Genomic DNA, 13,701 nt, shown 5'->3' with positions numbered 1-13,701 from the left:
CCATGCAGATAGAAAATAGTACGGCACATGATATACCAGAAATCTTCCGTTTATATGAAATCGCGACCGATTTCCAGAAAACGAAATATAGCGTTCATTGGCCCAAGTTTGAACTTTCTTTGATCGAAACAGAGATTAAGGAAAACAGGCAATGGAAAATAATTATTAATGGACATATAGCCTGTATTTGGGCAACTACTTTTAGCGATCCTCAGATATGGGAAGAAAAGAACCTCGACCCAGCTATTTACATTCACCGCATTGCTACAAATCCTGATTTCAGGGGGCAGAACCTGGTTGGCACAATTATAAACTGGGCAAAAGAATATGCCAAAGTAAATGGTAAACGCTTTGTTAGATTAGATACTGTTGGTGAAAATGAGGGACTGATTCAACATTATCAAAAATTTGGATTTAATTTTTTGGGATTATACGAACTGAGCAACACCGATCAGCTTCCGGAGCATTATCATCATAAGCCAGTTAGTTTATTCGAAATGAAAATTTAATACTGAATAGCACCAAGCCCAAAAACCTCCAAAATCGAGGTTTTTTGGGCTTCTTTGTTTCAATCATTCTAAGGGTATTTTTTAGCACTTGCTTTAGGCTTCAATTATAATGAAAATTATGCGCCCAATGATGTTATCCATTGTTAAGCGTCTTTTTTAATTTTTATTGCGAATAGCGACCATGTTGCCAATAACATCAGCACCGCCGAAACCTGATAAATAATAGATAAATCTACTTTGGCATCTTTTAATGCGCCACCAACATAAACCATTAAACCACCTATAATTGTACTCAGGAAATTAAGGAAACCATATCCGGTAGCTATATACCTGCTATCGGCAATCTGCCTGAGTACAGGCATTAAATTAGCGTCGTTTATTCCTCTGGCTATCCCAAAAAAGAACATAGCAATAATGGCTATTGCGAATACCGTGGTTGACGACATGAGGAATAAAAATGGTGCACCAACAGTAAAACCGATAATGATCATAAAAACCCTGCTTCTCTTATTCTTAAGAAACCATTTATCGGCAAAATAACCGCCCAAAATTACCCCAACAAAAGATCCGATCTGGATATAGCCTGTTGCCGAAATTCCTGCCTCGCCCAAGTTAAGGTGAAAATGTTCTTTTAAAAAGGTGGGTAACCAACCATACACCAACCAGTTTGCAGTACCCAAAACACTAAAATAAAATAATAACACCAGAAAAGACCGCTCTTTAAATAGTACCTTAATTGAACCTAATAAACTTATGGTTTCTTTTTCTGCTTCTTTTACCTCATTTTCTGTCGTTTCGTATTTAATATCTTTTAAATAATACAACAGTACTATCGAATAGAGAATTCCAAAGATTCCGAACACATGAAAACCATATCTCCAGCCCCATATTTCGGCAATATAACCACCTAAGCCGCCCAATGCTAAACCTGCATAAAGTCCGCTCATGTGCAAGCCTGTAGCAAGCGATCTTGTTTTTCCTTTATGGTAATCTGTAATCAGCGCCAATGCCGCAGGAATGTAACAAGCTTCGCTCAGACCCATAAAAAAACGCGAAACAAGCATTTCCTCAAATGAGGAGGTAAAGCCCGTCCACAAGGTTACTGCAGACCATACTGAAACACTGAATATAATTACTTTTTTTCTGCTGTATTTATCGGCCAAAAAACCTCCAAAAGGACTTAATATCCCATAAGACCAAAGAAAAACTGAAGTTAAAAGCCCAAACTGGGCGTCAGAAAGGGTAAACTCCTTCACAATAGGATCGCGCATAGAGGTAATCATGATCCTATCGAAATAATTTAAAAAGGCCACTATCCAAAGGAGTGCAACCAGGCCCCAGGCATAATATGATTGATTTGATTTTGTACCAGTCATTTCCAGATTTTCCTCTTATTAAAATAATTTTACTGTTTTGGTCTTGCCATGATCACTTTGGGTGTTCTTACTGCTGGCCTTACTTCTCCACCCGGAAAAACAAGGTTTCCCTGCCATACTACCATTGTGTTTGTTACCGCAGGCCAAGTACTGTTATTGGGATTTGATTGTGCATCTGCTTTGATATTCTTTAGCACCTTTCCTTCTACCGACCATTTGTTTTTCTCTACATCGTAAGCTAATATTTCATCTGAGAAACCAGGGTGTTTTTCTTTTAGCACAGCTGCTTTTGGAGCAAGCACGCCGTCATCACCGCCGAATATGAACAACGATTTATGATGAGCGTTATAGGCTGGATATGGGGCAGCTACAACGGCTTTTGGTAGAGAAGCTATTTTTTTCCACCCACCAGCAATGCTGTAACAAAAGGCGTCCGTTAGGTATTGTCTATCTACGCCTCCTTTATTATTTTTGATCAGATCGGTTCCGCTGAATAGGTAAAAAGTTTGATCGGCAACACCAGCCACGGCCAACATTCTAGGAGGACCAGGCCAGGTCTCTAATTTATGCCAAACCTGTTGTTTTCCTTTTGAAGATAGATCGAAAGACCAAAAAACATTGGCAGCATGATCGGCTTCAGGTGTAAAGAGTCCGCCTGCGAGGTAAATAACATTACCTATAACAGCTCCCGTGGTGTTTGCTATGGCTTGCGGCAGATCAGGCAACGTAGAGATGCTGATACTTTTATCCTTATAAAGAATAGCATAAACCTTTGCCGAATGGCCTTTCTCGTTACTTCCTCCGATGCAAATGAATTGTTTGCCCCAGGAAATGGAGAGCCCATAACCTAAAGATTCAGGAAGTTTGCCTGCTACTTTCCATTTTCCACTGGGTTTATCCAGGACAAATATTTTATCGCTCCACACTTTTTTGGAGCCTGACCATGGTGCACCACCATCTGGAAAATTTGCTCCTCCAGCAACAATTAATGCACCGCCAGATACTCCACTAAAAGAACCGGCAAAGCCGAAGTTATCCGGTATGGCTGGCAATTGTCCCCATGCAAATTGATTTGTTTTTTTGGTAATCTGCGCAGAACCTGCTGTTGATATCAACATAAAACTTAGAAAAAGTAAGGTATTAAAGTGTTTCATATGTGCCTATAGAAAATCTGCATGCTTTTAAGCATTACCTATATTTTTCGAGGAGCTCAAAAAAGCCAGCTTTAGTTAAATCGGCTTTAAGTTCGATAAATTTATCAGAAGAAAGTGGCACCAATGGTAAACGGGCATCTCCTAAATCATAACCCATCATTTTCATAATTGCCCTTTGTGCCGCAATTGACGGATGTTTGATAATACAGCGGATAAAATTGACCACTTTTAACTGTAATGCACCTGCCGCAGCTAAATCATTATTCCTGAAAAGTTTAATTATTTCGAGATATACCGGCGCGGCAAAGGTATAAGTACTACCGATGGCACCAACAGCACCTACTGCCAAAGCACTTAACAGCATCTCATCATAGCCTGATAATACTTCAAATTTCCCATCTTTGTAGTTTAAACAGGCCTGAAACTCGTGAAGTGTTGATGCAGTATATTTTATGCCGGCAAGATTTGGAATTTTTTGTTCTCCGAGTGCTAAAAACTCAACCATATCCATTCCAACGCCAGTTAAAGTTGGCATATGGTAATAATAAAATGGAAGTTCAGGAGCAGCAGAAGCGATTTCGGCCATACAATCGACCAGGTTTTGTACCGAGGTGGGTTTGAAATAAAATGCAGCTACTGAAGAAAATGCATCGGCACCAATCTGCGCAGCATGAGCTGCAAGCTTTTTACATTCTTGTATGGAAGTATGCCCTACATGCACCAATACTAAAATTCTTTTATTTGCAGCTTTCACGTACGCTTCGGCAATGGCCATCCGCTCTTCAACAGTCATGTTCGGTCCTTCTCCGTTGGTTCCGCAAATGTAAACCCCTGCCACACCATCAGCTACTAATTTATTTACTAGTTGCGGTATTATGGCGAGGTTTAAGGAGCCATCTGCCTGGTAAGCCGCAAATGTTGCAGCAACTATGCCGTTAATTTTCATATGTATTTTGTATTTGTCTAATTAAAAAATTCTGGTATTAATAATTTGGCCTGTTTGCGCACAGATGTAACATCGGATTCTGAAATCCATTTATAGGGCCATCTTAATCGTGTTGGAATCTGAATACAGCCACCAACTGCTGCTAAAAATTTATCTAATGCCGGATTGCTGTACTGTTGCTTTTGATAAGGAGAAATGCACATTTTAAAGAATTCGAGAATATTTTTTTCTATCCTCAAAGTCTCATCCAGATCTGTTTGCATCAGTTCCCATAAGTGCTGAGCTACCGATGGATTGATACAGGCAATATTTGAATAAGCCCCAGCTGCAATCCCCGCCCTTACACCACTCGCCAAAAAATGGCCTGGAACGAATATTGATAAATGACTTGCGTACATCTTCATTTCTTCAGTCCAACCCGCATCTTTACTTAAAACTTTAAGACCAATAAGTGATGGCACAGTTGTTTTAAATTTGAGGTAATCTTTTGGTTTTAACTCCAGCTTTGCATGTGGTGGATTATACAATACCAAAGGAATTCCGTTTGCGTAGTTTGCGATTCCCTGTAAAAAATCTATCTGTTCAGCATCGCAAGGAACTACCCAATCAGGCAAAATCACCTGAAAAGCACTTGGTTTTAGGCCTACTGATCGCTTAATCCTTTCTAATGAAATAACCGGCGAAGGATGACTGCAGCCTATCTGAAAAGGCATTGATGCTTTCTGGCATTTTTCTGCAAACAGCAGATTAATCTGATCAAACTCCGCTTCGGTCTGATTATGAAATTCGCCTGCTGTTCCGTTCGAATAAATACCATCTACTTTCGCATCAATCAAATAATCTATTTCATCAGCCAATAATCCGAAATCGATCGTTTGGTCAGTTTGGATGGGCAACAACAACGTTGCCCAATTTCCCTTTAATGTTTTTGCAGTTAACGTATTCATCAGTATTTTTTAGAGATTGGCTTCAAACTCTTCAACCTCCTTAAACTTCGTTTTGCCTTTTACCAATCTACCTAAGCGAGGTTTACCTCCGTTGTAAACTTCTATTGCATCGGCATCGGCATATCTCAAAAACAGGATTCTACGGTCTCTGCTATCAGAAATATTACCATCTGATTTATGGAGCATCCAACAGTTAAAAATCAAAACATCTCCTGCCTTCATTTCCATTGGTACAGCTAAACTATCGTCGGCTTCTACAATAATTTCAGCGCCACTTTTCTTTTGAGCTTCGCTCTGTTCTACCCTGATCTGGCCGCTCTTATGACTGCCTGGAATTAACCACAAACAGCCATTGCCCTGATCAGTATCATCAAGCGCAGTTAAAGTGGTTAAAGCGTTATAAGGCTCCAATTCGCCATAACCATTATCCTGATGCCAGCCAAAGGGTTTTGTATTGCCTTTCATTTTAAATGTTAGCTGTGAGGTAGCTCCTTTTATATTCGGACCGATAATTTCTGAGGCCATCTCAACCAGCGGACCGTTAAAATAGTATTCCTTTACTGTTGTAGCCTGATGGTGAATATTAATCAACAAGGAATTTTGCAGCCAGCTTTTATTCGGATCGAAGGTCTCTTTTTCTTTATCCCAGGCTTCCATACACTCTTTTTGCATCTGAGCCAAACCTTCGGGTTTTAATATAGATTTGATGATGAGATAGCCGTTTTCGCTAAAAAACATCAATTCTTCCCGGCTGAGCGTTTTATAATTAAATAACGATTCGTTTTTCATAAATGATCGCATTAATATCCTTGTGTTTGTACCAGGTTCGGATTTGCGGCTAAAACAGTTGTAGATAAAGGCCAGAATAAAGGCACCGTTTTATTTTTTAGATTAGGTACGTAAGTATAGGCGTTTATTGTACCTCCAAAATGAAAGCGTACAATATCGTACCAGCGCTTGTTTTCGAAGAAAAACTCTCGGCCACGTTCGTCAAAGATGGCGCGCTCTACAGTGGCTTTATCAGTTGCGCCCGTATAAACCCCGTTTCCGGCTCTATTTCTAACCTTATTTAAATATATAATGGCCTGTGCGGTATTATCAAGTGCGGCATAAGCCTCAGCTTCTATCATATAAATATCGGCCAGTCTGAACATGATAACATCGTTATCAGAAACCCGGTCATCAGCGTATTTGGTGCCTGGCATTTTGGTAATCCATGCGCTCTTTTGTACAGTCCCCTGCCTTTCGATTATAAAGGTATTTGGCACACGTTTATCAGCGGTTAGGCCGCTAAAAAGTGCCCTACTTTCTTTACTGATCTGGTAACCGCCCTGTCCGTTAACAGAAGTAAGCGCATAAGCAATACTATCAAGGTTGGATGCATTTGAAATCGCCGTTAAAAATGGTAAAGCATTTAAACCATAGTTTGCGCCATTCTCGTCACGGTTATAATAGGCAGACATGATTACTTCGGCATTTGCCCTCGTTGTGGTTACATCTTTAAAGTTGGTCAATAATGAAACGCCTGTGGCTTCTACTGCAGCAGCAGCTGTGATCGCATCATTAAAATCTGCTGTACCACCAGCCAATACTTTGGCACTCCATAATTTGGCTTCAGCTTTTAAGGCCAATGCAGCGCCATACGAAAACCTGTATTTGGATACGTAGGTTTTTTCAGGAAAAAGTGCTATTGCCTGATCTAAATCGGCAAAAACCTGTTTCATCACCTCAGTGGCTTTCGCTCTTGGCAAAAGAGGAACATTATCATCGGTAATGGTTTCGAGCATCAATGGCGTATCGCCAATAATTCTAACCAGATAAAAATAGGTATAAGCACGCTGGCAAAGTGTTTCGGCCTTTAACCTGTTCTTCGTAGCCGCATTAGAAAAAGGAAAAGGCTCTATTTTGCTGAGCAGGAGATTACAGTTGCCAATGGCTTTGTATTGCCCATTGTAGTTTAAAGCACCTACTGTTGGGCTTAATATCTGTGACCATACCGTTGTTAAACGGCTGTTAGTTCCATTTATGAGCTCCTCGCTCCGTTCGGTACCGTAAGTAATAGAATTGGCAAAGGCCCTGATGGAAGTATATGTTCCGGTAACATAGGGAAGAAAATCGCCTTCACTTTTAAAGTAAACCTGATCGGTAATCTGCGATTGCGGTTTAACTTCGAGTAATTTTTTGCAAGATGAAAAGGCCGCTGCTATTACAACAATAACAGAAAGCAGGGTGTATTTCTTGGTCATTTTCATGTTTTTAAATATTAAAATCTTAATGATGCGCCTAAGGTAAACTGCCTTGGACGAGGGTAACCTCCCGGATCGAATCCGGTATAAGTTTCAGGATTTAACCCTTTGTATTTAGTGAGGTAACCAATGTTAGTAACGCTCGCAAAAACACTCATTCCCGTTGAACCGATTTTCGACATAATGTTTTTAGGCAGATCGTAACTCAGGTAAATTTCGCGCAAGGCTAAAAAGTCTCCTTTCGAAATCATGGTAGAAACATCCGATGCATAACCGCTTCCGGTACCTACCGTACTGGCGCCCTGTCTAATAAAGTTTTTCTGTCCGAAATCAGCGTCCCCGAAGGAGAAACGGGCATATAATTTATCTACATCACCAGATTTCTGCCAGATATCATTCCCTAATGCTTGTGCCGGAGCACCTTCATTATAGGCCCTGCCCTGTCCTAAAGATCTGGCCAAAGCGCCATCAGAGATCACAAAGCCTAAAGCATAATCCATATTAACCCTAAGCGTAAAACTTTTATAGGTAAATGTATTTTGAAAACCTCCTATTTTATTTGGCGTTTTATAACCCATAAATACCATATCGCGGTTATCGATGATGTTATCATTGTTTAAATCTGCAAACTTGTAATCTCCCGCATGTTTACCTACTGTTATACCGGCGGCCGTAGCAATCTGATCTACTTTACCCCATGCAGCAGCTTCAGCTTCTGTAGAAAAAACCTTCTCTACCTGCCAGGCATAGTAACCAAACGGGCGTTCGCCTTCTGCATATCCGCCCACTTCAATTTCTTTACCGGTATTTGGATCGATGACAACGCCTCCATTCTGTCTATTTTTTAACCTGCCATTATTAGGTAAACTGATTACTTTTTGCGCGTTGTAGGCAAAAGAGAAATTGGCATTCCAGGCGAAGTCTTTCATTTTCAGCACAGTTGCCTGAAGTTCTATTTCTACCCCTTTGTTCTGGATTGTTCCGTTATTGAATGTAATGGTAGAAAATGGTGCCTCTGCTGGCAATGGTTTAGAATCGATACGGTTTTTGGTTAGTTTATCATATAAATCGACGGTCAGATTCACCCTATTCTTGAAAAAACCTGCCTCTACTGCAACATCAGTTGTTTGCGTAGTTTCCCAAACCAGGTTCGGATTGGATAAGTTTGCACGTTGGATACCTGAATTCTGCGCATATACTGCCGATGTATAACTTCCATAAGTATCGGTTAAATCTAAGTCGCTCGAACCTGCCTGTCCCCAGCTTCCCCTTAGTTTTAAGGTACTCACGATGTTCGATTTCCAGAAATCTTCTTTATGGATATTCCATCCCGCAGAAACCGACGGAAATAATGCCCACTTATTTTCGGGTGCGAAATTTGAAAAACCATCGTTCCGCAATACACCGCTTAATAAGTACTTACTTTTATAATCGTAACTCAACTGACCAAAAAAACTGGCAGATTTAGTTTGACTGATCCGTGTTCCGAAATTGGTAACATTGGTTACTGTTACACCGTTAATGGTGGTTACAGTTGGTTCATTTATCGTGGTAATGTAATCGTTGGTTCCACGTTGTGAACCTATATCGATACTGTTCCCATCATTTTTGGTATAATTAAAACCAGCCAATGCGGTAAAATGATGATTTTCTTTTAAGGTGTAATCGTATTGGAGGATCTGATCGATCATCAATTGCCGGGTGTTGTTGGTATTCTCCGTTTTTAACCGGGTGGTTGCAAACTGGATCGGATCAGGAAATGCTTTTCTCGAAAAAATAGTCTTATCGTCGCTAATTAAGTAAGATAAGGCTGGCCTGTAATGTAAGCCTTTAACAATAGTCCAGTCGGCATCTACCCTCGAAACCAATCGTTCAGTTGATGCTTTGGTATTATCGTAGGCCAACGTATGAAAGCGGTTTCTTGTCGTTAGGTTTTCGCCTGTAGTTGGTGTACCATCATCTTTAAAAATCCTGATCAAAGGCGTAATGCGTGTAGCGCGTACCAGGTCGTTGGTATAAGCATCTACGTAATTTGGCAGTACATTCTGGTAGTTAAGCATGGCATTAATCTGTAGCTTTTCGCTTGCTTTAAACCCAAAATTTCCAAGCGCGCTGTATCTTTTATAGCTTGTGCCCACAAAAGTACCTGCCTGATCAACATAGTTCATTGATATATTGTAAGTAGCAATCTGGCTACCTCCATCAATCCCAAAATTGTAGTTATTGCTTATGCCGGTATTCCAAAGCAGGTCCTGGTAATTATTGTCGGCAAATAACAGTTTAGTCCCCGGATTAATCGGATCATCCATCGTTTGCCAGCCATTGGCCAATAAATTATCTACATATCCCTGGCCTTCAACCGCTACAATGTTATCATATAAAGCGGTTAAATTTGTTCCAACACCATACTGGCCTTTGGCAGTGTACACCTTTGTTCCTGCAGAAAAACCACCATTATTTAAAAGTGTATTCTTATCAATTAAATCGAAAGTGCTTTTTGCTGTTGTTCTGGCAAGTGTGAGATAATCTTTGGCACTTAGATAATCATACATCCTTGATGGGGTTTCCCAGTTTGTACGGTAATTAAAAGTGATATTGGGTTTACCTGAGCCAAATTTTCCACTTTTGGTTTTGATCACAATTACACCATTTGCACCACGGGCACCATAAATTGCTGTTGAAGCCGCATCCTTCATTACCTGCAATGATTCGATATCATCCGGATTTAAATCTTTCATAGTCCTGAAAACACCGTCTACAATAACCAGCGGACTAGATGCATCAGAAGATAATACAGGATCTCCGCCACTATTACCCGTGCCTGTTCCGTAAACATTAAGTTTTGAACCACCACGGATAATGATATTGGTACCTGCCGAACCTGGTTGCCCGTTTGATAAGGGTACCGAAACCCCAGCAATTTTACCCTGTATGGCTGCTATTGGCCCTGCGTTGGCGGTATTAACCAGTTGTTTCGTATCCAGTTTAGATACGGCAGCTGTATTTTTCTCCCTCGATTGCTTAACATATCCCACTACCACCACATCGGTTAAAGACTGTGCATTTGGATTTAATTGTACATTTTTTGTACCGCCTATTCCAACCTTTACTTCTTGTTCGTTATAACCTACAGAACTAAAAATAAGGATTGAATTTTGGGGTGCCCGTAGAGCGTACTTTCCATTTGCATCTGTAACAGTCGCGGTCTGGCTGCCTTTTACTTTTACGCTTACTCCTGGCAATGTTTCATTTTTTGTCGCATCAGAAACAGTACCCGATACCTGTACATCGGTTGTTTGTGCAGCTCCTGTTAAACCACAGAGGTTAATTGAGGCCAACAGGAAAATAAATAGAATTTTTCTCATAATTATTATTTGTATTTATGTACTACATATTTGGTTGACATAGAAATGTGCTGCTAATCACCGTGTGACTAATCGGTATTAATTATTTTGTTAAATCTGAATAGTTTACAGTCTTAAATACAATGCCTTCATACGGCTTTGCATATCCTGCTTCGAAAAAGCAGCCGATTATTTGTTTGTCTATTACTGCAATATCTGAATAGGCCGATGGGCCAGGGTGTAAAACCATATTATATTTCCAGGTTTTACCGTCGTTTTCGCTTAAACGTAAAGTTAAATTTGCCCGTGATTTTGTATTTGCCGGATTACTGAAAAGCAATGTTGGTTTATTGTTACGGTAAAAATGACTCAGCAAACTTCCCTGGCAGATAGGCTCTATCAAGGTTGTATCTACCTGAACATTTGCCCAGTTTTGACCGCCATCTTTGCTTACAGCGGTATGCCTTGTTTTAATTGCCCGGTCACTATTCCGCATGTTCAACATCAATCGACCTTTCGAAATTTCGGCCAATGTAGTTTCGTTCATTTTATCCTGAGGCGTATTATTGCCTAAATTCCAGCTCTTACCATGGTCATCTGAATAAATAGTATGTGCAAAATTCTGATTAGTACCTATTTCTACATGGTTTATCGGCACAACCAATCGGCCGGCATATTTCCCCTTAAGTATCTGTAAGCCATGGCATGGACCGGTTGCGTACCAGGTCCAACCTGTTTTTTTCACTTGAGCAGTAATCTCTGTTGCAGACGACCAGGTCTTCCCATCATCACCGGAGGATAACATATATACATGCCTTCCGTCTTTCGATGAGCCATCTATAATCTGTTTTTCATGATCGGTACCCAAATTCCACGTAGAAATTAAAATAATATTGCCAGTAGCTTGATCCTGGATGGGAACAGGGTTACCACAGGTATTGGTAGAATCGCTCCACACCAATTGTAAGCCGGTCCAGGTTTTACCCTTATCCAATGAGCGTTTAACCACCAGGTCAATATCTCCAGAATCGCCGCAATTGTGTTTTCGCGCTTCGGCAAAAGCAAGCAAGCTTCCGTTTTGAGTATGAATTAAGGCCGGAATACGAAAACAGGAATAACCGTTTTCGCCAGCTTTAAAAATGAAATTCAGACTGTCTACCCTACTCGTCGCAATATTGGTTGCCGCATAAGTGACATTTATGCAGCACAAAATCAGTGCAGAAAAGCAACATAACCTGCCAATCCTTTTCAGATTTTTGATGGTGTAAAACATAGCTTAAAGAAATTAATTTGGTTAGCACAAGCCTAATCAGACTTGCATAAAACAAATGTAATTAATAAAATAATATGTAGTACATAAAAACTTAATTTATTTTCTTTAATGCCTCCAGTCGATCGAAATGAGGCTTTAGATGCTCGTACATTCCATTTCTGAAATCATTTTTATTTCCGGATTTAAGAATTTCTACTAAATCCTGATGGCTAACACTGCCGGAAAGAAACTCGTTTTCTACCTGGAGCACAAAACCAAAAACCGGTAAAAGCATATGCTGGAAACGTTTTAAGGTATCGTTACCCGCCATTTCGTATAATTTACCGTGAAACGCAATTTCATTGGCAATGCGGAATGCTTCTTTGTTCTTTTTCTTTTCGCTATTGGCAATTATTTCAAGCTCACGGATACTTTTATCATTTAAATTCAAAAAAAGCACATCAGCGAGACCCATTTCCAAAATCAACCTCAGCTCAAAAAGATCCTGTAGTGCATCTGGACTGATTATTAACGGATCGAGTACACGCTGAAAACCGCCCAATACATCAGGGCTTGATAAAATCATACCCCTCTTTTTCTTAGTCTCAATCATGCCAAGCATCCTCAAACGACTTAAAGCTTCCCTCAGAACGTTTCGGCTCACCCCCAGCGCTTCAGCCAGTTCCTGTTCTTTCGGTAGTGCATCACCAGGTTTAAATGATTTCTTTTTAAAATAATCTCTTAACCTCATTTCAACCACATCAGCCATTGTATCAGATGAGATTTTATCGATATCCAAACTTAAATCACTTTTTAATGCCATAGAAATACATATTTAGAAGCTTCAAATATACTGTTTTTATGTAGTACAAAAGCATTTGAAAAATAGGTCGTGCTATTGATTTAAAAACAATTTTTTAAAAAAATATGTAGTACATATTTACAAAATAATTTTATAATTTTGTTTGAACCAAGTATATGAAAAAAACAATTTTAGCATTTACATTAATGCTTAACATGAGCCAAACAGGGTTATTTGCACAAAATTCTGTGCCGCTTTACAAAAATGTACCGAACGCCATTAAGGCCGATTTAATAGAAAAAACAGATACTGCCAAAAATGGCAGAATATTGACGAGGTACGTTACAGAGCCGACCTTAACTGTTTTTCTTCCCGAAAAAAACAATGGTAAAAGTGCTGCTGTAATTATATGTCCCGGCGGGGGTTATTCTTATCTGGTGATGAATAATGAAGGCACTGATGTTGCAAAAGAATTAAATAAACAAGGTATAGCCGCCTTTGTTTTAAAATATAGGTTACCCAATGATCTGATCATGAAAGACCGTTCAATTGGACCATTACAGGATGCTGAGCAAGCCATAAAAACAGTGCGGGAACGGGCTAAAGAATGGAACATTGACACGACAAAAGTTGGGGTAATGGGTTTCTCGGCAGGAGGCCATGTTGCCTCTACGCTATCTACTCATTATAAAAATGTAGTAGTACCAAATAAGGAAAAAACAAATCTTCGACCAGATTTTTCAATACTCATTTATCCTGTGATTACCTTTCAGGATAGTATTTTGCACAAAGGATCTAAAAAAGCTTTAATCGGAGAAAATGCATCTACCGAAAAAATAGCTGAATATTCGAATGAGCTACAGGTAAATAAAGATACTCCTCCTGCTTTTTTGATTCATTGCAGTGATGATAAAGTAGTACCTGTTGCTAATACTATAAACTATTATCAGGCACTTAAAAACAACGGGGTAAAGACCGAAATGCACATTTACGCAACAGGCGGACATGGTTTTGGTTTAAAAAATGCTACGAGAGCCGATAAATGGCTTGAACAGTGTATGGCATGGATGACTGAAATAAAAATCAAAACGCCATAAGGTTTCTTTTTTTGTTCACAGATAATTT

At 39.7% G+C, this 13,701-nt stretch carries 11 protein-coding genes; 2 read left to right on the top strand and 9 right to left on the bottom strand.

From position 1 onward, the window contains the following. The first annotated feature begins 2 nt into the window (after positions 1-2). On the top strand, positions 3-509 hold the full coding sequence (locus ACN9MR_RS08235) for a GNAT family N-acetyltransferase (protein ID WP_426329127.1): 507 nt from the start codon (positions 3-5) through the stop codon (positions 507-509). A 143-nt stretch (positions 510-652) separates the two neighbouring features. On the opposite strand, the gene ACN9MR_RS08230 is transcribed toward ACN9MR_RS08235, so the two are convergent. From ACN9MR_RS08230 to ACN9MR_RS08190, 9 genes are all read right to left on the bottom strand, one after another. Beyond that, positions 653-1,885, bottom strand: coding sequence for an MFS transporter (locus ACN9MR_RS08230; protein ID WP_426329126.1), 1,233 nt, complete (start codon positions 1,883-1,885; stop codon positions 653-655). A 29-nt stretch (positions 1,886-1,914) separates the two neighbouring features. Then, positions 1,915-3,039, bottom strand: a complete 1,125-nt coding sequence (locus ACN9MR_RS08225) for a galactose oxidase (protein ID WP_426329125.1) — start codon at positions 3,037-3,039, stop codon at positions 1,915-1,917. 34 nt (positions 3,040-3,073) lie between these two features. Then, positions 3,074-3,985, bottom strand: coding sequence for a dihydrodipicolinate synthase family protein (locus tag ACN9MR_RS08220; RefSeq protein ID WP_426329124.1), 912 nt, complete (start codon positions 3,983-3,985; stop codon positions 3,074-3,076). 17 nt (positions 3,986-4,002) lie between these two features. Then, the gene (locus tag ACN9MR_RS08215; RefSeq protein ID WP_426329123.1) at positions 4,003-4,932 is read right to left on the bottom strand and encodes a dihydrodipicolinate synthase family protein; all 930 of its coding nucleotides are present in this window, start codon (positions 4,930-4,932) and stop codon (positions 4,003-4,005) included. Between the two features lie 9 nt (positions 4,933-4,941). Further along, positions 4,942-5,721, bottom strand: coding sequence for a phytanoyl-CoA dioxygenase family protein (locus tag ACN9MR_RS08210; protein ID WP_426329122.1), 780 nt, complete (start codon positions 5,719-5,721; stop codon positions 4,942-4,944). Between the two features lie 11 nt (positions 5,722-5,732). Next, positions 5,733-7,184: a RagB/SusD family nutrient uptake outer membrane protein gene (locus tag ACN9MR_RS08205; protein WP_426329121.1), complete on the bottom strand. Its 1,452-nt coding sequence runs from the start codon at positions 7,182-7,184 to the stop codon at positions 5,733-5,735. Between the two features lie 11 nt (positions 7,185-7,195). Next, positions 7,196-10,543 carry a SusC/RagA family TonB-linked outer membrane protein gene (locus tag ACN9MR_RS08200; protein WP_426329120.1) on the bottom strand — a complete coding sequence of 1,116 codons (3,348 nt, stop codon included), beginning with the start codon at positions 10,541-10,543 and terminating at the stop codon, positions 7,196-7,198. 82 nt (positions 10,544-10,625) lie between these two features. Further along, positions 10,626-11,795, bottom strand: a complete 1,170-nt coding sequence (locus tag ACN9MR_RS08195; protein ID WP_426329119.1) for a sialidase family protein — start codon at positions 11,793-11,795, stop codon at positions 10,626-10,628. Between the two features lie 91 nt (positions 11,796-11,886). Then, positions 11,887-12,597, bottom strand: coding sequence for a FadR/GntR family transcriptional regulator (locus ACN9MR_RS08190; protein WP_057934299.1), 711 nt, complete (start codon positions 12,595-12,597; stop codon positions 11,887-11,889). A 155-nt stretch (positions 12,598-12,752) separates the two neighbouring features. Between ACN9MR_RS08190 and ACN9MR_RS08185 the strand changes: the two genes are divergently transcribed. Further along, positions 12,753-13,673: an alpha/beta hydrolase gene (locus ACN9MR_RS08185; RefSeq protein WP_426329118.1), complete on the top strand. Its 921-nt coding sequence runs from the start codon at positions 12,753-12,755 to the stop codon at positions 13,671-13,673. Positions 13,674-13,701: the final 28 nt, after the last annotated feature.

Origin of the sequence: Pedobacter sp. R-06, assembly GCF_049913135.1 — a bacterium.
GTDB lineage: Bacteria > Bacteroidota > Bacteroidia > Sphingobacteriales > Sphingobacteriaceae > Pedobacter.
The sequence above is the reverse complement of the archived record's forward strand: the minus strand, read 5'-3'. Positions and strand labels throughout refer to the sequence as shown.

What these genes read in the sequence shown, in the direction of transcription:
- ACN9MR_RS08225 (WP_426329125.1), bottom strand. Translation starts at nt 3,039, where the DNA reads ATGAAACACTTTAATACCTTACTTTTTCTAAGTTTTATGTTGATATCA.
- ACN9MR_RS08195 (WP_426329119.1), bottom strand. Translation starts at nt 11,795, where the DNA reads ATGTTTTACACCATCAAAAATCTGAAAAGGATTGGCAGGTTATGTTGC.
- ACN9MR_RS08215 (WP_426329123.1), bottom strand. Translation starts at nt 4,932, where the DNA reads ATGAATACGTTAACTGCAAAAACATTAAAGGGAAATTGGGCAACGTTG.
- ACN9MR_RS08220 (WP_426329124.1), bottom strand. Translation starts at nt 3,985, where the DNA reads ATGAAAATTAACGGCATAGTTGCTGCAACATTTGCGGCTTACCAGGCA.
- ACN9MR_RS08185 (WP_426329118.1), top strand. Translation starts at nt 12,753, where the DNA reads ATGAAAAAAACAATTTTAGCATTTACATTAATGCTTAACATGAGCCAA.
- ACN9MR_RS08205 (WP_426329121.1), bottom strand. Translation starts at nt 7,184, where the DNA reads ATGAAAATGACCAAGAAATACACCCTGCTTTCTGTTATTGTTGTAATA.
- ACN9MR_RS08200 (WP_426329120.1), bottom strand. Translation starts at nt 10,543, where the DNA reads ATGAGAAAAATTCTATTTATTTTCCTGTTGGCCTCAATTAACCTCTGT.
- ACN9MR_RS08210 (WP_426329122.1), bottom strand. Translation starts at nt 5,721, where the DNA reads ATGAAAAACGAATCGTTATTTAATTATAAAACGCTCAGCCGGGAAGAA.
- ACN9MR_RS08190 (WP_057934299.1), bottom strand. Translation starts at nt 12,597, where the DNA reads ATGGCATTAAAAAGTGATTTAAGTTTGGATATCGATAAAATCTCATCT.
- ACN9MR_RS08235 (WP_426329127.1), top strand. Translation starts at nt 3, where the DNA reads ATGCAGATAGAAAATAGTACGGCACATGATATACCAGAAATCTTCCGT.
- ACN9MR_RS08230 (WP_426329126.1), bottom strand. Translation starts at nt 1,885, where the DNA reads ATGACTGGTACAAAATCAAATCAATCATATTATGCCTGGGGCCTGGTT.